Below are 21,378 nucleotides of genomic sequence, written 5' to 3'. Positions count from 1 at the left end.
CCGGAGGCCGGCAGATCTATTGGTCAGCGGGTCTCGCCGTCAGCACACTCCTGGTCGCAGTGATGCCGGTCACCGAGGTCCGGCACCCGACCCCCAGGAGCCCGCCCGTGTCCGAGACCCTCGACGGTCCCCTCCCGGCAGCCGCGGCCATCGCGGCCCCGGTCGACGACGGTGCCCGGCACCCCGCGACCGGCCGTCCCGCCGGCCGCGCCGAGATCGCCGTCCTCATGGCGGCCAGCACCATGCCGATCCTGGGCGCGGTGCTGCTCTCCCCGGTGCTGCCCACCCTGCAGCGGGCCTTCGCCGGCACCCCCGGCGTCGACGCGCTGGCCCCGCTGGTGCTCACCGCCCCGGCGCTGATGATCGCGCTGCTGGCCCCCTTCGCCGGCCGGGTCGTCGACGCGGTCGGGCGCAAGCGGCTGCTGGTGGGTGCCCTCGCCGTGTACGCCGTGGTCGGGACGGCACCGGTGTTCCTGGACTCGCTGCCGGCGATCCTGGCCACCCGGATCGGCGTCGGCATCACCGAGGCAGCGATCATGACCTGCTGCACCACGCTGCTGGCCGACTACTCCGCCGGTGCCCGGCGGGCCAAGCTGTTCGGCCTGCAGACCATCGTCACCACACTCGCCGCCACGGTCTTCTTCGGCCTCGGCGGCGCGCTGGGCAGCTCGGACTGGCGGACGCCGTTCTGGCTGTACCTGGTCGGACTGCCGCTGGCCGCGCTGGCGGCCCGGCTCCTGTGGACGCCGACCGCCCCTGTGCGCACGGGGACCGACTCCGCGCTCCCGCCGCTGCCCTGGCGGCCGATGCTGCTGCCACTGGGCGTGACGCTGGTCGGCGGCGTGGTCTTCTACACCCCGATCGTCGAGCTGTCCTTCGTCCTGGACGGCCTCGGCGTGACCGAGACCGCCGCCATCGGCGGGTTCGCCGCGCTGGCCTCGCTGGCCACCGCGGCCGGAGCCGCCTCGTTCCCCCGGTTCGTCGCCCGCGGCCCCCGGTTCCTGCTGCCGGCGGCGTTCGGCCTGGCCGGCCTGGGCCTGCTCGTCATGGGCCTGGCCCCCGTCGTCCCGATCGCCGTGCTGGGTGCCGTGATCGCCAGTGCCGGCACCGGCCTGATGCTGCCCAGCCTGCTGACCTGGGTGGTGTCCCAGCTGTCCTTCGCCGAGCGCGGCCGGGGCACCGGGCGGTGGACCGCAGCACTGTTCCTGGGTGAGTTCCTGTGCCCGCTGCTGGTGATCGCGCTGTCCGGGGCACTGTCGGGCATCGGCGTCGCGGTCGCCGTCGTCGGGGCGCTGGCGGTGCTGCTCGCGGTCGTCGTCCGGCAGCTGCGGCTGGCCTGACCGGGAACTCCCGCCGCGCCGGTGCCCCTCGGGGGCCGGCGCGGCGGCCTGCTCAGATCCGGCAGGCGTGGATGGAGGTCACCAGGATGGCCCGCGCACCGAGGTCCCAGAGCTCGTCCATCAGCCGGTTGGTGTCGCCCTGGGGCACCATCGCCCGGACGGCGGACCAGCCCTCCGTCTGCAGCCGGCTCACCGTGGGGCCCTCCAGGCCCGGGGTGATCGCGGTGGCCCGGGCCAGCAGGTCGTCGGGGCAGTCGTAGTCGAGCATCACGTACTGCCGGGCCACCAGGACCCCGCGCAGCCGGCGCTGCAGCTGGGCCACGGCCGGGTTCTCCTCGGCGCCGGTGCGCTGCACCAGGATCGCCTCGCTGGTCAGCACCGGCTCACCGATGACGTGCAGGCCGGCCTGACGCAGCGTCGTCCCGGTCTCCACGACGTCGCAGACCGCGTCGGCCACGCCGAGCCGGCAGGCCGTCTCGACGGCACCGTCGAGCTTGACCACGGAGGCGTCGATGCCCTGCTCGGTGAGGAAGCGCTCCAGCAGCACCGGGTAGGCGGTGGCGATGCGCTTGCCGGCCAGGGACCGGACGTCCTCGATGCCGGCGTCCAGCGGGCTGGCGAACCGGAAGGACGAGCGACCGAAGCCCAGCGGCATGACCTCCACGGCCGGGGACTCGGTGTCCGGCGGCGTGGTCTCCAGCAGCATGTCCCGGCCGGTGATGCCGACGTCCAGCGTGCCGGCGGCGACGTAGACGGCGATGTCGCGGGGGCGAAGGTAGAAGAACTCGGTGTCGCTGTCGGGGTCGTAGACCGCGAGGTCCTTGGTGCTGCGCCGCTGCCGGTAGCCGCTCTCGGAGAGCATCTCCGCTGCGGGTTCGGACAGGACGCCCTTGTTCGGGACGGCGACGCGCAGCACTGCTGACTCCAAGGTGACGGGGTGCAACGGCCCTCCTGCAGGGACCCGCGGAGATCGTCGCCGTGGGCAGGAGGGTCCTTCTTCAGAGGTGAGAGTAGACGTCGTCCAAGGTCAGGCCCCGGGCCAGCATCATCACCTGGACCCAGTACAGCAGCTGGCTGAGCTCCTCGGCGGCGCGCTCGGGGCTCTCGTGCTCGGCGGCCATCCAGGACTCGGCGGCCTCCTCGACCAGCTTCTTGCCCACCGTGTGGACGCCGGCCTGGACCGCCTGCACGGTCCCCGAGGCGGGGTCGGCGGCGGCGACCTTGGCCGACAGCGCGGCGAAGAGGTCGTCGAAGGTGGTGCCCGCGGGGACGCCCCGGGTCACTGGGAGCGGCCGATGCCGAAGCCGGTGTCGCGCTGGGGGGCGCGCAGCGAGCGCAGGGTCAGCGCGGTGTCCAGCGCGGCCACGGTGGCCTCCCAGCCCTTGTCCTCGGCGGAGTCGGGCAGCCCGGCCCGGTCGCGGGCCTGGGCCTCGCCGTCGGTGGTGAGCACGCCGTTGCCGACCGGCACCCCGGTGTCCAGGGCGACCCGGGTCAGCCCGGCGGTGAAGGCGTCGCACACGTACTCGAAGTGCGGGGTGCCGCCACGGACGACGACACCGAGCGCGACGACGGCGTCGTGGTCGGCGGCCAGCGCCTGCGCGACGACGGGCAGCTCCAGGGCGCCGGTGACCCGGACGACGGTGGGCTCGGGCACGCCGTGGGCCTGCGCGCACTCCACGGCCCGGCTCAGCAGCGCCTCGCAGATCTCGGTGTGCCAGCGGGCCGCGACGATGGCCAGCTTCAGGCCGGTCGCGTCGATCTGCTGCTCGCCGGGGGCGCCGGAACCGCTCATCGCCGTGTCTCCTCGTGCTGGGTGGTGGGGGTGGCCTGCGGGGTCACTGCGGCTGCTCGGGCCGGCGGATCGGGGTGTGCGTGCCGACCGGGACCGGGATGTCCTCGTCGGGCTCCACGATCTCCAGCAGGTGGCCCATCCGGTCGCGCTTGGTGCGCAGGTAGCCGACGTTCTCCGGGGTCACGTGGCTGGGCAGCCCGACCCGGCCGGTGATCCGCAGGCCGTAGCCCTCGAGCCCGGCGCGCTTGGCCGGGTTGTTGGTCAGCAGCCGCATGGAGTGCACGCCCAGGTCCACCAGGATCTGCGCACCGGTGCCGTAGTCGCGGGCGTCGGCGGGCAGGCCCAGGTCCAGGTTGGCGTCCACGGTGTCCACACCGGCGTCCTGCAGCTGGTAGGCCTGCAGCTTGTGCAGCAGGCCGATCCCCCGGCCCTCGTGGCCGCGGATGTAGAGCACGATCCCGCGGCCCTCCTCGGCGACGGCGGCCAGCGCGGCCTGCAGCTGGGGGCCGCAGTCACAGCGCAGGGAGCCGAAGACGTCCCCGGTGAGGCACTCCGAGTGCACCCGGACCAGCACGTCCTCGCCGTCGCTGATGTCGCCGTAGACGAAGGCGACGTGCTCACGGTCGTCGTAGGAGCTGGAGTAGCCGACCGCGGTGAACAGGCCCGGCGCCAGCGGCACCTTGGCCTCGGCGACCCGCTCGACCAGCTTGTCGAAGCGCTTGCGGTAGGCGATCAGGTCCGCGATGGAGCACATCACCAGGTCGTGCTCGTCGGCGAAGACCCGCAGCTCGTCGCCCTGGGCCATGCCGATCGGGTCCTTCTCGCTGACGACCTCGCACAGCGTCCCCGAGGGGCGCAGCCCGGCCAGCACGGCCAGGTCGACGGCGGCCTCGGTGTGCCCGGGGCGCCGCAGCACACCGCCGTCGCGGGCCCGCAGCGGCACGATGTGCCCGGGGCGCGACAGGTCGGCACTGGTGGTCTCCGCGCTGGCCAGCAGCGCGATGGTGTGCGCCCGGTCGGTGGCCGAGATGCCGGTGTTGATGCCCTCGCGGGCGTCGACGGTGACCGTGTACGCGGTGCCGCGGCGGTCCTGGTTGACCCGGAACATCGGCGGGAGGTCGAGCCGGTCGGCGTCCTCCTCGGTGACCGCGACGCAGATGTAGCCCGAGGTGTACCGGACCATGAAGGCCACCAGCTCGGGGGTGGCCAGCTCCGAGGCGAAGATCAGGTCGCCCTCGTTCTCGCGGTCCTCGTCGTCGATGACGACGACGGGCCGGCCGCTCTTGATCGCGGCGATCGCGTCCTCGATGGAGTCCAGGCGCTGGCCGCTCATGCGCGTGCCTCCAGCAGTCGCTCGACGTACTTGGCGATGACGTCCACCTCCAGGTTGACCGGGTCACCCGGGGTGCGCGTGCCGAGGGTGGTCTCGCGCAGGGTGGTGGGGATGAGGGAGACCTCGAGCCAGGGCTCGGGGTCGGTGGCCGAGGACAGCGCGCTCACCGTGAGGGAGACGCCGTCCAGGGTGATGGAGCCCTTCTCGACCACGTAGCGGGCGATGCCGGCGGGCAGCGCGATGCGGACGACGGTCCAGTTCTCGCTCGGGGTGACCGCGGCGACGGTGCCGACGCCGTCGACGTGGCCCTGCACGATGTGCCCGCCCAGCCGGGTGCCGGCGGTGACCGCGCGCTCCAGGTTGACCGGGTCGCCGTCGGTGAGCGCACCCAGACTGCTGCGCCTGAGCGTCTCGGCCATGACGTCGGTGGACCAGACGCCGTCGCTCATGCCGGTGACGGTGAGGCAGACGCCGTTGACCGCGATGGAGTCGCCGAGCGCGACGCCCTCCAGGGTCCTGGCGCCACGGACCTGCAGGCGCGCGGAGTCGCCCTGGTCGTCGCGGACGACGAGGGTGCCGACCTCCTCGACGATGCCGGTGAACACGTCAGCTGCCTCTTTCCGTGCGGGTGTGGCCACCAGTGTGACGGGTGGGTCGGAGCCGGACCTGCACGTCCCTCCCCAGGGGGGTGACGTCCAGGGTCTCGAGCTGCAGCGCCTGGGACATCGTGGTGATTCCCAGGTCCCCCACCAGGGTCGCTCCGGCGCCCAGCAGCTGGGGGGCCAGGTGCAGCACGACCTCGTCGACGAGGCCGGCGGTCAAGAACGCGGCGGCCAGCGTGGGGCCGCCCTCCAGCAGCACCCGTCGGACGTCGAGGGCCCACAGCTCGGCGAGCAGCGCCGCGGGGTCGGCGGCGGCGCTGAGGTGGGTGCGGGCGGCGTCGTCCCGGACCCGGGCGGTGGCCGGGACGCGGCCGCGCCGGTCGAGCACGACCCGCAGCGGCTGGTGGGCGACGTCGTGGCCGTCGTCGTCGCGGACGGTGAGCTGGGGGTCGTCGGTGAGCACGGTCCCGGAGCCGACGAGGACGGCGTCGCAGGTCGCGCGCAGCCGGTGGACGGCCGCGCGGGCGACCGGGCCGGTGATCCAGCGGCTGGTGCCGTCGGCGGCGGCGACCCGGCCGTCCAGGGTGCTGGCGACCTTCCAGACCACCTGCGGCCGGTGCTCCCGGACGCCGGTCAGCCACGGGGCGAGCGCGCCGTCCTCGGCGGCCGCCTGCTCCACCCCGGTGACGACGTCGACGCCGGCGTCCCGCAGCCGCCGGGCGCCGCCCTGGGCGAGGTCGGTGGGCTCGGGGACGGCGACGACGACGCGGGCGACACCGGCGGCCAGCAGGGCCTGCGCGCAGGGCCCGGTGCGGCCGGTGTGGTTGCACGGCTCGAGCGTGACGACGGCGGTGCCGCCGCGCGCCCGCTCGCCGGCCTGCGTCAGAGCGCCGACCTCGGCGTGCGGCCCGCCTGGGGGCTGGGTCGCCCCCTCCCCCACGACCTGCCCGGCCGCGTCGAGGACGACGGCGCCGACGGCGGGGTTGGGGCTGGTGCGGCCAAGCCCGGACCAGCCCAGCTCCCGGGCCCGGGCCATGGCCGCGAGCTCGTGGGCGGGCAGCTCCCCCGGGGTCACCGGGGTGCGGACGCGCGGGCTGCCTGCGCCCGGAGCGCGGCGATGGCCGCGGCCGGGTCGTCGGCGCCGTAGACGGCGGAGCCCGCGACGAAGACGTCGACGCCGGCCTCGGCGGCGAGCTCGATGGTGTCGGCGTTGATGCCGCCGTCGATCTCGACGAGCAGCTCCAGGTGGCCGGTGTCGACGAGCCGACGGGCCTCCCGGACCTTGCTCAGCACGTCGGCGATGAAGGACTGGCCGCCGAAGCCGGGCTCGACGCTCATCACCAGCAGGGTGTCGAAGTCCTTGAGCACCTCGGTGTACCGCTCCAGCGGGGTGCCCGGCTTGATCGCCAGGCCGGCCAGCGAGCCGGCGGCGCGCAGGTCACGGGCCAGGTCGCGGGGGTCACCGGTGCAGGCCTCGGCGTGCACCGTGACGTTGCGGGCGCCGAGCTCGGCGTAGCCGGGGGCCCAGCGCTCCGGGTCCTCGATCATCAGGTGGCAGTCCAGCGGCACCGGGCTGACCCGCGCGATCGCCTCCACCACGGGCCGCCCGAGGGTCAGGTTCGGCACGAAGTGGGCGTCCATGACGTCGACGTGCACCCAGTCGGCGTCGGCGATCCGGGCGGTCTCCTCGGCGAGCCGGGCGAAGTCCGCGGACAGCAGGCTGGGCGCGATCATCGGGGTGCGGGACACCGGGTGATCGTAGGTGCGGGCGGCGACGGCGCCTGCCGGGTGCTGCGGACCGGGTGGCCCACCTGGGCTCGATCGTGCGAGACCGGGCGGGCCACGGAGTGCGGTGTCGCGCGGAGTGGATCATGCTCGTCCCCGTGACGACCAGGGAGTTCGTGGGTCGGCTGCTGCTGGTGGGGCCGTGGGCCGCCGGGTCGGTCTGGGCGGCCGGGGTGCTGATGCCGGGGGGCGGGACTGCCGTCCTCGTCCTGGCCGGGACCCTGGTCGCCGTGCTCGTGGCGGGCGACCTGCTGCCCAGCTCGCCGCCGCCCCGGTGGGGGGTGTGGCCGGTCCTCACGCCGGCGTGCCTGCTCGCCGCCGCCTGTGTGGTCGCCGCTGTCGTGCGGGGCGACGCGCTGGCCGCGGGGCCGGCGGTGCTGCCGCTCGGTGGGGCGCCGCTGGCCTGGCGGCTGCGCGAGACGCCGGCCAGCGTGTGAGCGAGGCCCGCACGTCTGCCGACCTGGAGGCACCTGCACCCCCGTGGACGCCGGCTGCCCGACGGCGTCGGCGCGCCCGCCGCGCGTTCCTCGGGCTCGTACCCGTGGCCGCGGTGGTGGTGGTGGTGACCGCCGGCCACCCCGTCACCGGTCCGGGGCTGTTCGCGATCGGCTCGCTCACGGTCATCGTGCTGCTCGGCTGGTGGGCGGTCGAGCGCTCCGCGGGCAACGACCCGTGGCGACTGTGGCGCCGCGCCAGCGGCGAGGACCCGGGGTGGCAGCGGGACCTGGACGAGGCACGCGCCACCTACGGGCTCAGACACCACGTGCCCGTGGGACTCGCCGCCCGCCCACGCATCCGCGACATCGCGGAGCGGGCCCAGCGGGAGGTCCGGTACGCGGTCCCGGTGTCCGTGCTGCAGTTCGCGGTGGGCGCCTACTGGCTGAACCGGGAGGGCGACAGGACGGACCTCCTCCTGGGCGCAGGCTGGCTCGTGATCGGCGTCGTCGGGGTCACGTCCGCGGCCGTGCGGGCCCGGTGGGCGCGCCGTTGGTTGCGGGACCCGCCCGTCGAGGTGGAATAGGCGGGACCGGACGCGACCGGACTCGCGACTCCTGGAGCGGATCCCCCGTCGCCCAGGCGGACCGGTACCCCGGCGGGCCACGGTGAGCGGGCACGCCCCTGCCCCTCCTGCCGACCGGGGGACCGCCGCGGAGTGGGCGTTCGCACCCGTCGTCTCGGCGTGGTTCCTCGGGCAGTTCCTGCTGACCGGTCAGGCACTGGGCCTGTCCGGGCGGGCCGGGGCGATCGCCGTCGCCGGGTACTCGGCACTGGTCGCGGTGACGGTCGTCGTCCTCAGGTCGGTGCCCGCGGCCCGCAGGCGCGGCGCGACCGGACGCGCGGTGGAACGCGCCCTGCGCCGCCGCGAGGACCCCGGGCCCGGCCTCCGGGAGCGGGCCGATCGGCAGGCCCTCCACGCTGCCGCCTTCGGCTGGGGTGCCTGGCTCCTCCCGGTCGCCCTGGTGTGCTTCCTCGCCGCCGGAGTGCTGCAGCGTCCCTGGCCGGCGGTCGTCGTCGGCGGGCTGTCGATGACCGCGAGCACCGCCGTGGCCACGCGGTGGGTGCGGGGTCGTACGGCGGACGGGCGTCGCTGGCTGGCCGACCCGCCGGGACCGCCCCGTGCGGCGCCGGTGGCCGGGTGGGGGTTCCGCTGGGCGAGCGGTCGGCGTGGCGGCGCACTCGTCGCGGTGGTCGTGCTGGTGGTCGTGCTGGTCGTCGTCGCCCTGGGCGCGGGGGCAGCACTGCTGGTCAGCTGACCGGGCGGTGCCGGGTCAGCCGCCCTCACGACGCCCGGCGACGTGCGCCGCCCACGCGTCCTCCACCACGGTCATCGACCCGGCGTCGGTCAACGACGTCACGTCGCCACCACCGCGCCCGGCGGTCATGTCCGCCATCAGCCGCCGCATGATCTTGCCCGAGCGCGTCTTGGGCAGGTCGGTCACCACGACCACCTCACGGGGCTTGGCGACCGCCCCGACCCGGGTGGCGACGTGGGCGCGGAGCTCCTCGGTGAGGCCGGCGTCGTCGGCACCGGGGGTGTCACGGGTGATGACGAAGGCGACGATCCGCTGGCCGGTGACGTCGTCCGGCGCCCCCACGACGGCGGCCTCGGCGACCCGCGGGTGCGACACCAACGCCGACTCCAGCTCGATGGAGGACAGCCGGTGCCCGGACACGTTGAGCACGTCGTCGATCCGGCCGCCGATCCAGATGTAGCCGTCCTCGTCCTTGGACGCCGAGTCCCCCGCCAGGTACCAGCCCCGCTCCGCGTACGGCGCCCAGTAGGAGCGCACGAAGCGGTCGTGGTCGCGCCACACGGTGCGCGCCATGCCGGGCCACGGCCGGGTGATCACCAGGTTGCCCTCGACACCGGGCGGGGTCTCCACGCCGGCGTCGTCGACGACGGTGGCGGCCAGGCCGGGCAGCGGCACGGTCGCCGAGCCGGGCTTGAGCGGGGTGACCCCGGGCAGCGGCGCGATCACGGCGGCACCGGTCTCGGACTGCCACCAGGTGTCCACCACCGGGCACCGGCCGCCACCGACGTGCTCGTGCAGCCAGCGCCACGCCTCGGGGTTGATCGCCTCCCCCACCGAGCCGAGCAGCCGCAACGAGGACAGGTCGTACCCGGCGGGCAGCTGCGGGCCGTGCTTCATGAACGTCCGGACCAGCGTCGGCGCCGTGTAGTACGTCGTCACCCGGTGCTGCTGGATGAGCTCGAAGTGCCGGCCCGGGTGCGGGGTGAGCGGGCTCCCCTCGTAGACGACCTGGGTCGCGCCGTTGGAGAGCGGGCCGTAGAGCACGTAGGTGTGCGCGGTGACCCAGGCCAGGTCGGCCTGGCACCAGTAGACGTCGTCGTCCTGGAGGTCGAACAACGCCCAGTGCGTCCAGCTGGCGTGCGTCAGGTAGCCGCCGGTGGTGTGCACCAGGCCCTTGGGCCGCCCCGTCGTCCCCGAGGTGTAGACGATGAACAGGGGGTGCTCGGCGTCGAAGGACGGCGCGGTGTGCTCGGTGGACTGCCGGTCGACGACGTCGTGCCACCACACGTCGCGGCCCTCGGTCCAGGGCACGTCGGCCTCCCCGGTGCGCCGGACGACGAGCACGTGCTCGACGTGGTCGAGGCCCTCGACCGCCTCGTCCGCGGCGGCCTTGACCCCCACCGCCTGCCCGCGGCGGAACTGCCCGTCGGAGGCGATGAGCAGCTTCGCGCCGGTGTCGGCGACCCGGAACCGCAGCGCCTGCGCGGAGAACCCGCCGAAGACCAGCGACACGACCGCGCCCATGCGCGCACACGCCATCGTGGCGACGACGGTCTCCACCAGCACCGGCAGGTACAGCACCACCCGGTCCCCCGCGACGACGCCGAGCTCCGCCAGGGCGTTGGCGAGTCGGCACACCTCGTCCTGCAGCTGGGCGTAGGTGACGGTGCGGCCGTCGCCGGGCTCGCCCGCCCAGTGCAGCGCGACCTTCTCGCCCCGTCCGGCCGCGACGTGCCGGTCGACGCAGTTCACCGCCACGTTGAGCCGGCCGCCGTCGAACCAGCGGGCCGTGGGCAGGTCGGCGTCGTCGAAGACGGTGTGCCAGGGGGTGTCCCACTGCAGCCGGCCGGCCTGCTCGGCCCAGAAGGCCAGCGGGTCGGCCTCGGCCCGGGCGTACACCTCGGCACCGACGTTGGCCTGCGCGGCGAACGCCGGCGGCGGGGGGATGACGAGGGGGTCGGTCACAGGTCCTCCAGGGGGGCGTCAGCCGACGACGGCACGGGCCCGGTCGGTGTCGGCGGCGGTCCAGCCGTCGGGCGGGGCGATCAGCAGCCAGGCGTCCAGCAGCAGGTCACCGTAGTTGTGGCCGTACCCGTCGGGTGGGGACTGGGCGTTGGTCATGTCCACCGTCACCTGCCAGAAGGTGACGACGGGGTACCAGCTCATGGCCGGCGAGACCCCCTCCCCGCGGGGCTCCACCAGCCAGTCCGGCCGGGTGAGGAGCAGGTCCGGGGACCACCAGACGATCGGGTCGGTGGGGTGCTGCAGGTAGACCACCCGGGGGTCCAGCCACTCGGTGGGCGGCTCCTCGAGGTCCTCGATCCCGGACCCGAAGCGGACGGCGATCCCACCCGCGTACACCGGCTCCACCTCGGGTTCGCCCGGGTCCCGGCGCTCCACGAACGCCGACCACAGCTCGTTGCTGTTGGGCGGGCCGACCCACAGCACGCCGTCGGCACGCTCCCGGATGTCGGCCAGACCGGAGAAGGCCGCCTCCGAACCGGCCGAGCCCAGGCTCTCGCCGTAGACCAGCAGCCGCGGGCGGCCGGCCTCGGGCAGCTGCTGCACCCGCTCGTACACGGCGTCGAACAGCGTCCGACCGGCGGCGGCCGCGCGGGAACGGTCGACGATGAAGGACAGCCAGCTCGGCAGGTAGGAGTACTGGGTGGCCACCGTCGCGGTGTCCCCGCCGTAGACCAGCTCCAGGGCCTGGGGCGCCGCGCTGTTCACCCAGCCGGTCCCGGTCGTCGTCACCACGGCCAGCACCTCGCGGTCGAACGCGCCGGTGCGCTCCAGCTCGGCGACGGCGAGCGCGGCCCGGTCCTCGGGGGCGTCGGCGGACTCCAGGCCGACGTAGGCCCGGATCGGCACGGTGACGGCGTCCTCGTCGACACCGGCAGCTCCCGCGATCCGCGCGCGGGACGGCCCGCCGGCGACGAAGGCCTGCCCCTCCGAACCCAGCGTGTCCCACGCCGCGAGCGACCCCGGCGACCCGGAGCGCTCAGCCAGCGTGGGCTGCTCGACCCCGTCCTTGGTCTCGTCGTTGGTGACGCTGAAGCTGGTGTCCGCCGCCGACAGAGCCCAGCGCAGCACCACGCCCTCCACCAGCCCGACCACGACCGCCAGCGCCGCCAGTCCACCGATCACCTGCGCCGGCCGCTGGGGCAACCGCACCCGGCGCAGCCCCCGGGTGACCAGCCGGCCGATCCAGCGCACCCCGCGGGCCAGCGCGACCAGCAGCACCGCCACCACGACGATCGCCGGGGCCGCGCGCAGCCAGCCGGCCGCGGTCTCCCCCGGCAGGCCGATCAGCGCCCGGACCTCCCGCTGCCAGTCCGAGGCGATGGTCAGCACCACCAGCAGCGACACCGGGACGGCGACCAGCAGCACCAGCCACGCCGTCGTCCGCACCCAGCCCGGCACGCGCGCCCGGGCCCACGCCTCCACCTGCTGCCACCGCGACCACCGCCGCAGCAACCACACCAGCCCGACCGCGACCCCGTAGCCGATGGCCGCGGAGATGCCGCTGACCACCGCCTGGAAGAACCAGGTCCGGGGCAGCAGCGAGGGGGTCATCGCCAGCAGCGCGAACACGGTGCCGACCACCAGCCCCGCCGGGTCCGCGCGCAGCGTCCGCCAGCCCCGCCGGTCCATCAGGTGGGGCCGCGGCTCCCCGGGTCCCGCCGTGGTCCCGACGGCCGGCGAGGAGGTCACCGGACGATGGTCGGGGAGAACCCGCAGGTCCGCGCGGCGGGCCGGCGAGATCACACCCGGCCCGGCGCAGCAGCGCGACCACACCCGGCGCAGCAGCGCGACTAGACCCGGCGCAGCAGCGCGATGAACATCGCGTCCGTGCCGTGCCGGTGCGGCCACAGCTGCACCGCGTCACCACGGGCGGCGTCGGGCACGTCCGGGAACAGCGGCGCCACCGGCAGCTGCTCCACGTCGTCCCGGGCGACGGCGGCCGCGACCACCTCGACGGTCTCGGCGGTGTGCGGCGAGCACGTCACGTACGCGACCACCCCGCCCGGCCGGACGGCGTCCAGCGCGGCGGTGAGCAGCGCGCGCTGCAGCTCGACGAGCGGGGCGACGTCCTCGGCGGTCCGCCGCCAGCGCACCTCGGGACGACGGCGCAGCGCGCCCAGTCCGGTGCACGGCGCGTCCAGCAGCACCCGGTCGAAGGACCCCGGCTGCCACGGCCCGGAGCGGCCGTCGGCGACCAGCACGTCGACGTCCTCGGCACCGGCCAGCGAGCTGCGGACCAGCTCGGCCCGGTGCTCGGAGCGGTCCGCGGCGGTGAGGTGCACCCCGGCCGGGCGGGTGGCGGCCAGCAGCGCCGCCTTGCCCCCGGGGCCCGCGCAGACGTCCAGCCAGCGTGCGTCGGTGCCCTCCAGCGGCGCCCGCAGCAGGGCCAGCGCGGCCAGCTGGGAGCCCTCGTCCTGGACGGCGGCGTCACCGGAGGCGACCGCGGCGATGCGGCCGGGGTCCCCGCCGTGCAGCCGGACCGCGTACGGCGACCACGGGCCGGGGTCGCCGTCGACGGCGTCGACCAGCTCGTCCCGGTCCACCCGCCGGGCGACCAGGTGCACCTCGGGCGCCTCGTCGTCGGCCAGCAGGGCTGCCTCGAGCTCGGCGTCGGCCGACGCGTCGTCGGAGGTCTCCCCCAGTGCCTCCCGCCAGGCCTGCACGACCCACAGCGGGTGGTCGGTGAGCAGCGCGAGCCGCGCGTCCCCGGTGGCCCCGAGTGCTGCGACCCAGGCCTCCCGGTCCCCGCCGGCGCCGACCTTGCGGAGCACCGCGTTGACCAGGCCGGAGGCACCCGTGCCCACGATCGCCCGGGTGAGCGCGACCGTGGTGTCCACGGCCGCGTGCGCAGGCACCCGCAGGTCGATGAGCTGGTGGGCGCCCAGCCGCAGCAGGTCCAGCACCCGGGGGTCCAGCTCGGCCAACGGCCGGCTGACCAGCCCCGTCAGCACGGCGTCCAGGGTGCCGGTGGCCCGCAGCGTGCCGTAGGCAAGCTGGGTGGCGAAGCCGGCGTCCCGGGGGTCCAGCTGCCGCTCGCGCAGCAGCTGGGGCAGCAGCAGGTTCGCGTAGGCGGCGCGCGAGGACACCCCGTCCAGGACGTCGTAGGCGGTGAGCCGGGCGCCGTCCAGGGTCGGGCGGACCCGGCGGCTCTCCGGCCGGTTCTGCTTGGTGCGCGGCCCGGCGGGACCGCGGCGTCGTGGTGCGGTCATGCGCCCAGCTCCTCGTGCTCGGCCGGGCGGGCGCCGCGCGCCCAGTCCGCGGCGGGGACCATCTTCTTGCCGGCGGGCTGCACGGCGCCCAGCCGGACCGCACCGCGGCCGGTGCCGACCAGCACGCCCGCGGGGGTCACCGTCACCTGACCCGGCGCCAGCTCGGGAGCCTCGGTCACCGGCTGCACCGGGCCCAGCCGCAGCCGGTCCCCGCGCCACGTCGTCCACGCGCCGGGCGCCGGCGTGACCCCGCGCACCCGCCGGTCGACGACGTGCGCCGGCAGCGTCCAGTCGACCCGGGCGTCGGCGGTCTCGATCTTGGGTGCCAGCGAGACACCGTCGGTGGGCTGCGGCTGGGGCACCAGCGACCCGTCGGCGATGCCGTCCATCGTGGCGACCAGCAGCCGCGCGCCGGTGACGGCGAGCCGGTCCAGCAGGTCCCCCGCGGTGTCCCGGGGGCCGATGCCCTCGGTGACGACGCCGAACACCGGCCCGGTGTCCAGGCCCTGCTCCAGCGCGAAGGTGGCGGCACCGGTGACCTCGTCGCCGGCCATCACCGCGTGCTGCACGGGGGCGGCACCGCGCCAGGCCGGCAGCAGCGAGAAGTGCAGGTTGACCCAGCCGTGCACCGGCACGTCCAGCGCGGCCGGGGGCACCAGGGCGCCGTAGGCCACCACCGGTGCGCAGTCCACGGCCAGGGCGGCGAGCTGGTCGAGGAACCCCGGCTCCCGCGGGGACCCGGGCTGCAGCACGGGGATGCCGGCCTCGTCGGCGCGCTGGGCGACCGGGGACCGGACCTCCCGGCGGCCGCGGCCGGCCCGGGCGTCGGGCCGGGTCAGCACCGCGACCACCTCGTGGTCGCTGGCGAGCAGGGCGTCGAGCGACGGGACGGCCGGGGCCGGGGTCCCGGCGAAGAGCAGCTTCAGTGCGGGCTCACCTTCACGACCGGTGCGGGGGCGGGCTCGCCCGAGGGCAGCCACGCCTGGTGGCCCTGCCACTCGGCCTCGGTGAGCACCGACAGTGCCGCCTCCCGGGCCTGGGCGTCGAGCCGGTCGACGAACAGCACGCCGTCGAGGTGGTCGGTCTCGTGCTGGATCGCCCGGGCCAGCTTGTGGGAGCCCTCCACCCGGATCGGCTCACCGTGCACCGTCCAGCCGGTGGCTGCGACGTAGAGGTGCCGGCGGCAGTCGAACCGGTAGCCGGGGATCGACAGGCAGCCCTCGGCGTCCTCCTCGGTCTCCTCCCCCACCGGCGTGACGTCGGGGTTGACGATGTGGCCGACCTCGCCGTCGACGTACCAGGTGAAGACCCGCAGGCCCACGCCGATCTGCGGGGCGGCCAGGCCGGCCCCGCCCGCGGCGTGCATGGTCTCGGTCAGGTCGGTGACCAGCTGGCGGAGTTCGGCGTCGAAGTCGACGACCGGGGCGGCCACGGCGCGCAGCACCGGGTCGCCCATGATCCTGATCGGGGTGACGCTCACCCGGTGAGTCTAGGGCTCCGGGAGCTCAGGCCAGGTCCAGCGGGTCCAGCTGCACCCGGACGTGCTCGGGGGTCTTCCGCGCCGACCGCACGCCCTGCACGTCGTGCAGCGCCCGGGCCAGGGCCACGCCGTCACTGCGCCGGGCGCGGACCAGGAACCGCTCCCGCTCGCCCTCCTGCCCAGGCCGGGGCGCCTCGGGCACCGGGCCCAGGACGTCGGCCCCCTCCGGCAGCCGCAGGGCCGCCAGGAACTCGGCCAGCGCCGCCGGGGACGCCGACAGCGACGCCATCCGGCTCACCGGCGGGAACCCCAGCTCGCGCCGGTCGGCCAGCTCGCGCCCGGCCAGCCCGGCCGGGTCCCACCGCACCAGCGCCTGGACGACGGGGTGCCCGGCGTCCGCGGTCACCACGACCTGGCCGCCGGCCGACGCCGACCGCACCATCGCCGCGGCGTTGAGCCAGCGCCGCATCGTCTCCTCCGCCGCGCGCAGGTCCGCCCGGCCCAGCAGCGCCCAGGAGTCCAGCAGCAGCGCGGCCCCGTACCCGCCCTCGACGGTCGGCTCGGCCCCCGGGGTGGCGACGACGATCGCCGGCCCCGGCTCGACGGTGGCCAGCACCTGCCCGCGGCCGCTGACCCGCACGGTGGCACCGGCGAACGCCCGGCCCATCTCCTCCGCCGTCCGGGAGGCGCCGACGACCGAGGCCCGCAGCTTCGTCCCGTGGCAGTGCGGGCAGTCGAAGGTGGCGGCCGGTCGGGCACACCAGCGGCAGGCCGCGACCCGGGCGCCGGCCGCTCCCGCACGTGCCGCGACCCCCAGCGGCCCGGCGCAGTGCCGGCAGCGCGCGGGTGCCCGGCAGCGGTCGCACACCAGCCCGGGCGCGTACCCGGCCCGGGGCACCTGGACCAGCACCGGGGCGCCGGCGGCCAGCGCCTCCCGGGCCACCCGGAAGGCCAGCGACGGCAGCCGGGCGCTGCGGGCGGCGGCGTCCCGGGCCAGCTCGGAGTCCTCCCCCAACGCCTGCACCCGGGGCGCGGCAGCCCGCAGGGTGGCCCGCTCGGCGACCAGCTCGTGCGCCCAGCCGGACTCCACCAGCAGCGCCGCCTCCGCCGTCCGGGCGTACCCGGCGACGACGGCGGAGCAGCCGGCCAGGTGCGCCCGGTGCACCAGCACGTCGCGGGTGTGCGGGTACGGCGCGCGGGGCTCGGCGTGCAGGTCGTCGCCGTCGTCCCAGACGACGACGAGACCCAGGTCGCGGACCGGGGCGAACACGGCGCCGCGGGTGCCCAGCGCGACCTGCGCGGTCCCGCGGGACACGGTGAGGAACCGGCCGTAGCGGGTGTCCGGTGTCGAGTCCGACCGCAGCACGGCGACCGACCCCTTGGGCAGCAGCGCCTGCGCGGCAGCGGCGAGCCGGTCCAGGTCCTTGCCGTCGGGGACCACGACCAGCGCCCCGCGGCCGCCGGACAGGCTGGCCCGGCACAGCTCGACCAGACGGGCCGGCCAGTCCTCGCCGGGCAGCGCCGTCCACACGGCGCGGACCGGGCGGCCCAGCGCGAGTGCCTCCAGGAAGGCCTCGCCGGTGGGGTACCGGGAGAAGCCGGCCGGGTCCGGTGGCTCCGGTGCCGGCGGCGGGTCGGCGACCGGGCGCTTCTCCGGGGCGCCGCGCCGAGGCGGCAGGGCCAGCCGGAGCACGTCGGTCATCGCCCCGGCGTACCGGTCGGCGACCGAGCGGGCCAGCTCGGCGACCTCGGGGGTGAGCACCGGCTCGGGCGAGACCAGCTTGGCCAGCGGCGCGAGCTTGCCGGTGTACGTGGTGGTGGACCCGACGTCGAGCACGACGCCGTCGACCAGCTGCCCGGCGAACCGGACCCGCACCCGGCACCCGGCGACGACGCCCTCGGCGAGCTCGTCGGGGACGGCGTAGTCGAAGGGCCGGTCCAGGTGTGCCAGGGGCACGTCGACGACGACCCGGGCCACCCGCAACGGCGGGTGACCCGGGTCGGTCGACGGGAGGGTGCTCAGCTGACGCCGGTGGCCGACTTCAGGGCCTCGACCCGGTCGGTCTTCTCCCAGGGCAGGTCCAGGTCGGTGCGCCCGAAGTGGCCGTAGGCCGCGGTCGGGGCGTAGATCGGCCGGAGCAGGTCCAGGTCGCGGACGATCGCGCCGGGGCGCAGGTCGAACACGGTGGTGATCGCCTTCTCCAGGACGTCGTCCGGGACGGTGCCGGTGCCGAAGGTCTCCACGAAGAGGCCGACCGGGCTGGCGGCGCCGATCGCGTAGGCGACCTGCACCTCGCAGCGGCGGGCCAGGCCCGCGGCGACGACGTTCTTGGCGACCCAGCGCATCGCGTAGGCGGCCGAGCGGTCCACCTTCGACGGGTCCTTGCCGGAGAAGGCACCGCCGCCGTGGCGGGCCATGCCGCCGTAGGTGTCGACGATGATCTTGCGGCCGGTCAGACCGGCGTCGCCCATGGGGCCGCCGATGACGAACTTGCCGGTCGGGTTGACCAGCAGCCGGTGCCCGGTGGTGGGCAGCCCGAGCGCGGCGAGCTCGGGCTGGACCACGAGCTCCTCGATGTCGGGGGTCAGCAGCGTCTCGATCGAGATGTCCTCGGCGTGCTGGGAGGACACCACGACGGTCTCGACGCCGACGGGACGGTCGTCCTCGTAGACCACGGTGACCTGGGTCTTGCCGTCGGGGCGCAGGTAGGGCACCGAGCCGTCCTTGCGCACCGCGGACAGCCGCTTGGACAGCCGGTGGGCCAGCGCGATCGGCAGCGGCATGAGCTCGGGGGTCTCGTCGCTGGCGTAGCCGAACATCAGGCCCTGGTCGCCGGCGCCCTGGCTGGCGATGAGGTCCTCGGCGGCCTGGGCGCGGTCGGCGGCCCCGGTCCGGGTCTCGTAGCCGACGTCGACGCCCTGCGCGATGTCCGGGGACTGCGCGCCCAGGGACACGCTCACGCCGCAGGAGGCGCCGTCGAACCCCTTGCGGGAGGAGTCGTAGCCGATCCGCAGGATCGTCTCGCGGACGATCGCGGCGATGTCGACGTAGCCGGCGGTGGTGACCTCACCGGCGATGTGCACCTGGCCGGTCGTGATCATGGTCTCGACGGCCACCCGGCTGCGCGGGTCCTGGCGGAGCATCTCGTCCAGGATCGAGTCGCTGATCTGGTCGGCGATCTTGTCGGGGTGACCCTCGGTGACCGACTCGGACGTGAACAGACGACGTGACACTCGGGACTCCCTGGTGCGGTGAGGTGGGCGGCGCGGCTGCGCGCTCCCTGAGGCTGTGGTGGCGGCGACCGACGGTGTTCCTCGTCCGGGCGCCCGGCGGATGAGGTTACCGGCGGGTGCGCAGCCGTGGCACGACGGCGTCCCAGATGCCGGTGGCCACGAGGTCCTTGGGGCCGGTGGGGACGGTGGTGACCGTCCCGTCGGCGGCGAGCACCGTCACCGCGTTGTCCGGCCGGCCGAAGACCTGCCCGGCGGAGACGTCGTTGACCACCAGCAGGTCGCAGCCCTTGCGGGCCAGCTTGGCCCGGGCGTGCCCGAGCACGTCGTCGTCGGCGTCCCCGGTCTCGGCGGCGAAGCCCACCACCAGCTGCCCCTCCGGGCGGGCGGCGACCAGCTCGGCGAGGACGTCGGGGTTGCGGGTGAGCGCGACCGCGGTGGGCTCGCTGCCGCTGCCCTTCTTCATCTTCGTGTCGGCGACGGCGGTCGGGCGGAAGTCCGCGACCGCGGCGGCCATGACGACGACGTCGGCGGCCGGCGCGTGCTCGGCCATCGCGGACCGCAGGTCCCCGGCGGACCCGACCGGGACCACCCGGCAGCCGAAGGGGGCGGTGTCCTCGACGTTGGCGGCGACCAGCGTGACGTCGGCGCCGCGGGCGGCGGCGACGCGGGCCAGGGCCCAGCCCTGCCGGCCCGACGACCGGTTGCCCAGGTAGCGGACCGGGTCCAGCGGCTCCCGGGTGCCGCCGGCGCTGACCAGGACCCGGGTGCCGGCCAGGTCGTGGGCCAGCGTCCCGCCGTCGAGGACCACCTGGAGCAGGGCGGCGACGTCGGCGGGCTCGGGCAGCCGGCCGGGACCGGAGTCCGGTCCGGTCAGCCGCCCCACGGCCGGGGGGAGCACGATCGCACCGTGGCGGCGCAGCGTGGCCACGTTGTCCCGGGTGGCCGGGTGCAGCCACATCTCGGTGTGCATCGCCGGCACGAAGACCACCGGGCAGTGCGCGGTGAGCAGGGTGGCGGTGAGCAGGTCGTCGGCCCGCCCGGACGCCGCCCGGGCCAGCAGGTCGGCCGTCGCGGGGTTGACCACGACCAGGTCGGCGGTCTGGCCGATCCGCACGTGCGCGACCTCGGGGACGTCGTCCCAGACCTCGGTGCTGACCGGGTTGCCGCTCAGTGCCTCGAACGTCGCCGCGCCGACGAACCGGAGCGCCGACGCCGTCGGCACCACCCGCACGTCGTGCCCGCGCTCGGTCAGCGCCCGCAGCAGCAGCGCCGACTTGTAGGCGGCCACGCCGCCCCCGACGCCCAGCACGATCCGGCTCATGCGCTCATCCTCTCCACCAACGACAGAACCCCCGACGTCGGTCGGGGGTTCGATCACCATCCCGGGGGATGGAGCAGGCTCGTCCCGGGGTCCCGCGGCGCGCGCTGCGTGTCGTGGGGTGGGACGGGGTCGGCCTAGTTCTCGCCGGCCGTGTGGGTCAGCAGGCCCTCGTTGATCTCGCGGAGCGCGATCGAGAGCGGCTTCTCCTGGGGCGCGGTGTCGACCAGCGGGCCGACGTACTCCAGCAGGCCCTCGGAGAGCTGGCTGTAGTAGGCGTTGATCTGACGGGCCCGCTTGGCCGCGTAGATGACCAGGCCGTACTTGCTGCTGGTGCGCTCGAGCAGCTCGTCGATCGGGGGGTTGGTGATGCCCTCGGGGGCAGGTGCGACTCCGGACACGGGCGTGGGTGCTCCTCGGTAGGACGGTGTGCGCGGGGGGCTCGGGGCGACGGCGACGGACTGCCGCGGTCGGGCCGGGAGGGCCGCAGCCGCCAAGACTACCGCGTCCCGGCCGCGTCCGTGACGCCGCCCGTGCCGTCGACGACCCGGGGGTCAGACGGCGGGGGGTGTGGTGAGCAGTGCCACGAGCTCGTCGGCGGCCCGGGCGAGGTCGTCGTTGACCACGACGACGTCGTAGTCGCCGACGGCCTCCATCTCGGTCGCGGCGATCGCCAACCGGCGCTCACGGACCTCGAGGGGCTCGGAGCCACGGCCGGCGAGCCTGGCGGCCAGCTCCTCGAACGACGGCGGGGCCAGGAAGACCAGCTGCGCGTCGGGGGCGGCCTGCCGGACCTGCCGGGCGCCCTGCATCTCGATCTCCAGCAACGCGGGGCTGCCGGAGGCCAGCTGCTCCTCGACGGGGGCGCGGGGGGTGCCGTAGCGGTTGCCGGCGTACTCGGCCCACTCGAGCAGACCGTCGTTGGCGACCAGCCAGTCGAAGGACTCGGCGTCGACGAACAGGTAGTGCTCGCCCTCGACCTCACCGGGCCGGGGTGCCCGGGTGGTGACCGAGACCGACACCCACACCTCGGGGTGCCGGCGCCGGACCTCGGCCACCAGGGTGCCCTTCCCCACGCCCGAGGGCCCGGACAGCACGGTCAGACGTGCGGGTGGTCGAGCCACGTGTCTCAGGCGTCCTCGGGCGTGGGGAACGGGGGGGGGTGTCAGGCGGCGGGCTGGTCGCCGGCGAACTCGGCTTCCAGGGCCTTGCGCTGGTTGGCACCCAGACCGCGCACTCGGCGGGTCGGGGAGATCTCCAGTCGCTCCATGATCTTCGCAGCCCGCGCCTTGCCCACGCCGGGCAGGGACTCCAGGACCGCGGAGACGCGCATCTTGCCGATGATCTCGTCGGACTCGCCCTGCTTGAGGACGTCACCGACCGAGGTGCCCTTGCTCTTGAGCTTCTCGCGGAGCTCGGCGCGGACCTTGCGGGCGGCGGCGGCCTTCTCGAGGGCGGCTGCGCGCTGTTCGGGGGTCAGTGTGGGGAGGGGCACGGGGCAACCCA

22 protein-coding genes are annotated in these 21,378 nt (G+C 75.5%); 4 read left to right on the top strand and 18 right to left on the bottom strand.

Annotated elements, in window-relative coordinates; translation table 11 throughout:
* The first annotated feature begins 107 nt into the window (after positions 1–107).
* Positions 108–1,340 (top strand): MFS transporter, encoded by a 1,233-nt coding sequence (locus AC0IVP_RS05720; RefSeq protein ID WP_056299865.1) that lies wholly within the window; start codon positions 108–110, stop codon positions 1,338–1,340.
* Positions 1,341–1,392: 52 nt separating this feature from the next.
* On the opposite strand, the gene hisG is transcribed toward AC0IVP_RS05720, so the two are convergent.
* The 7 genes from hisG to rpe all read right to left on the bottom strand — a co-directional run bounded on the left by hisG (position 1,393) and on the right by rpe (position 6,816).
* Positions 1,393–2,268 carry an ATP phosphoribosyltransferase gene (hisG, locus tag AC0IVP_RS05715; RefSeq protein ID WP_255353013.1) on the bottom strand — a complete coding sequence of 292 codons (876 nt, stop codon included), beginning with the start codon at positions 2,266–2,268 and terminating at the stop codon, positions 1,393–1,395.
* A 70-nt stretch (positions 2,269–2,338) separates the two neighbouring features.
* Positions 2,339–2,623 (bottom strand): phosphoribosyl-ATP diphosphatase, encoded by a 285-nt coding sequence (locus AC0IVP_RS05710; RefSeq protein WP_056299673.1) that lies wholly within the window; start codon positions 2,621–2,623, stop codon positions 2,339–2,341.
* Positions 2,620–3,132: a 6,7-dimethyl-8-ribityllumazine synthase gene (gene ribH, locus AC0IVP_RS05705; protein ID WP_056299670.1), complete on the bottom strand. Its 513-nt coding sequence runs from the start codon at positions 3,130–3,132 to the stop codon at positions 2,620–2,622. The genes AC0IVP_RS05710 and ribH overlap by 4 nt, the downstream gene beginning before the upstream one ends.
* A gap of 43 nt (positions 3,133–3,175) precedes the next feature.
* Positions 3,176–4,465, bottom strand: a complete 1,290-nt coding sequence (locus AC0IVP_RS05700) for a bifunctional 3,4-dihydroxy-2-butanone-4-phosphate synthase/GTP cyclohydrolase II (protein WP_056299664.1) — start codon at positions 4,463–4,465, stop codon at positions 3,176–3,178.
* Positions 4,462–5,070: a riboflavin synthase gene (locus tag AC0IVP_RS05695; RefSeq protein WP_471755175.1), complete on the bottom strand. Its 609-nt coding sequence runs from the start codon at positions 5,068–5,070 to the stop codon at positions 4,462–4,464. The genes AC0IVP_RS05700 and AC0IVP_RS05695 overlap by 4 nt, the downstream gene beginning before the upstream one ends.
* A gap of 1 nt (position 5,071) precedes the next feature.
* Positions 5,072–6,142 (bottom strand): bifunctional diaminohydroxyphosphoribosylaminopyrimidine deaminase/5-amino-6-(5-phosphoribosylamino)uracil reductase RibD, encoded by a 1,071-nt coding sequence (ribD, locus tag AC0IVP_RS05690; RefSeq protein ID WP_471755173.1) that lies wholly within the window; start codon positions 6,140–6,142, stop codon positions 5,072–5,074.
* A complete protein-coding gene (rpe, locus tag AC0IVP_RS05685) occupies positions 6,139–6,816 on the bottom strand; it encodes a ribulose-phosphate 3-epimerase (protein WP_235564948.1) in 678 nt (225 codons plus the stop codon). The genes ribD and rpe overlap by 4 nt, the downstream gene beginning before the upstream one ends.
* A 134-nt stretch (positions 6,817–6,950) precedes the next feature.
* On the opposite strand from rpe, the gene AC0IVP_RS05680 reads away from it, so the two are divergent.
* The 3 genes from AC0IVP_RS05680 (at position 6,951) to AC0IVP_RS05670 (ending at position 8,606) form a co-directional block, all read left to right on the top strand.
* Entirely contained in the window at positions 6,951–7,289 is a 339-nt protein-coding gene (locus AC0IVP_RS05680; protein WP_471755171.1) for a hypothetical protein, read from the top strand.
* A 104-nt stretch (positions 7,290–7,393) separates the two neighbouring features.
* Positions 7,394–7,873, top strand: a complete 480-nt coding sequence (locus tag AC0IVP_RS05675) for a hypothetical protein (RefSeq protein ID WP_471755169.1) — start codon at positions 7,394–7,396, stop codon at positions 7,871–7,873.
* Positions 7,874–7,955: 82 nt separating this feature from the next.
* Entirely contained in the window at positions 7,956–8,606 is a 651-nt protein-coding gene (locus tag AC0IVP_RS05670) for a hypothetical protein (protein ID WP_471755167.1), read from the top strand.
* A 15-nt stretch (positions 8,607–8,621) separates the two neighbouring features.
* On the opposite strand, the gene acs is transcribed toward AC0IVP_RS05670, so the two are convergent.
* The 11 genes from acs to mihF all read right to left on the bottom strand — a co-directional run bounded on the left by acs (position 8,622) and on the right by mihF (position 21,367).
* A complete protein-coding gene (gene acs, locus AC0IVP_RS05665; RefSeq protein ID WP_471755165.1) occupies positions 8,622–10,571 on the bottom strand; it encodes an acetate--CoA ligase in 1,950 nt (649 codons plus the stop codon).
* Between the two features lie 18 nt (positions 10,572–10,589).
* Positions 10,590–12,320, bottom strand: coding sequence for an alpha/beta hydrolase (locus tag AC0IVP_RS05660; protein WP_471755163.1), 1,731 nt, complete (start codon positions 12,318–12,320; stop codon positions 10,590–10,592).
* 101 nt (positions 12,321–12,421) lie between these two features.
* Positions 12,422–13,840, bottom strand: a complete 1,419-nt coding sequence (locus AC0IVP_RS05655; RefSeq protein WP_471755161.1) for an RsmB/NOP family class I SAM-dependent RNA methyltransferase — start codon at positions 13,838–13,840, stop codon at positions 12,422–12,424.
* Entirely contained in the window at positions 13,837–14,820 is a 984-nt protein-coding gene (fmt, locus tag AC0IVP_RS05650) for a methionyl-tRNA formyltransferase (RefSeq protein WP_471755159.1), read from the bottom strand. The genes AC0IVP_RS05655 and fmt overlap by 4 nt, the downstream gene beginning before the upstream one ends.
* Positions 14,763–15,320 carry a peptide deformylase gene (gene def / locus AC0IVP_RS05645; protein ID WP_056299851.1) on the bottom strand — a complete coding sequence of 186 codons (558 nt, stop codon included), beginning with the start codon at positions 15,318–15,320 and terminating at the stop codon, positions 14,763–14,765. Before def ends, fmt begins: the two co-directional genes overlap by 58 nt.
* A gap of 25 nt (positions 15,321–15,345) precedes the next feature.
* Complete coding sequence (locus AC0IVP_RS05640; protein ID WP_471755157.1) at positions 15,346–17,298, bottom strand: primosomal protein N'; 1,953 nt, start codon at positions 17,296–17,298, stop codon at positions 15,346–15,348.
* 41 nt (positions 17,299–17,339) lie between these two features.
* On the bottom strand, positions 17,340–18,554 hold the full coding sequence (gene metK / locus AC0IVP_RS05635) for a methionine adenosyltransferase (RefSeq protein WP_056299629.1): 1,215 nt from the start codon (positions 18,552–18,554) through the stop codon (positions 17,340–17,342).
* A 106-nt stretch (positions 18,555–18,660) separates the two neighbouring features.
* Positions 18,661–19,875 (bottom strand): bifunctional phosphopantothenoylcysteine decarboxylase/phosphopantothenate--cysteine ligase CoaBC, encoded by a 1,215-nt coding sequence (gene coaBC / locus AC0IVP_RS05630; protein ID WP_471755155.1) that lies wholly within the window; start codon positions 19,873–19,875, stop codon positions 18,661–18,663.
* Between the two features lie 134 nt (positions 19,876–20,009).
* Complete coding sequence (gene rpoZ / locus AC0IVP_RS05625; RefSeq protein WP_014741310.1) at positions 20,010–20,273, bottom strand: DNA-directed RNA polymerase subunit omega; 264 nt, start codon at positions 20,271–20,273, stop codon at positions 20,010–20,012.
* A gap of 153 nt (positions 20,274–20,426) precedes the next feature.
* Complete coding sequence (gmk, locus tag AC0IVP_RS05620) at positions 20,427–20,996, bottom strand: guanylate kinase (protein WP_056299623.1); 570 nt, start codon at positions 20,994–20,996, stop codon at positions 20,427–20,429.
* A gap of 41 nt (positions 20,997–21,037) precedes the next feature.
* Entirely contained in the window at positions 21,038–21,367 is a 330-nt protein-coding gene (gene mihF / locus AC0IVP_RS05615; RefSeq protein ID WP_056299620.1) for an integration host factor, actinobacterial type, read from the bottom strand.
* Between the last annotated feature and the right edge of the window lie 11 nt (positions 21,368–21,378).

This window comes from Klenkia sp. AC732 (assembly GCF_979256525.1).
Note: the sequence above shows the minus strand (reverse complement) of the source record. Positions and strands in the feature narration are given on the sequence as shown.

Excerpts from the sequence above, each read along its gene's own strand:
- AC0IVP_RS05655 (WP_471755161.1), bottom strand. The coding sequence starts at position 13,840 with ATGACCGCACCACGACGCCGCGGTCCCGCCGGGCCGCGCACCAAGCAG.
- coaBC (WP_471755155.1), bottom strand. The coding sequence starts at position 19,875 with ATGAGCCGGATCGTGCTGGGCGTCGGGGGCGGCGTGGCCGCCTACAAG.
- ribH (WP_056299670.1), bottom strand. The coding sequence starts at position 3,132 with ATGAGCGGTTCCGGCGCCCCCGGCGAGCAGCAGATCGACGCGACCGGC.
- AC0IVP_RS05700 (WP_056299664.1), bottom strand. The coding sequence starts at position 4,465 with ATGAGCGGCCAGCGCCTGGACTCCATCGAGGACGCGATCGCCGCGATC.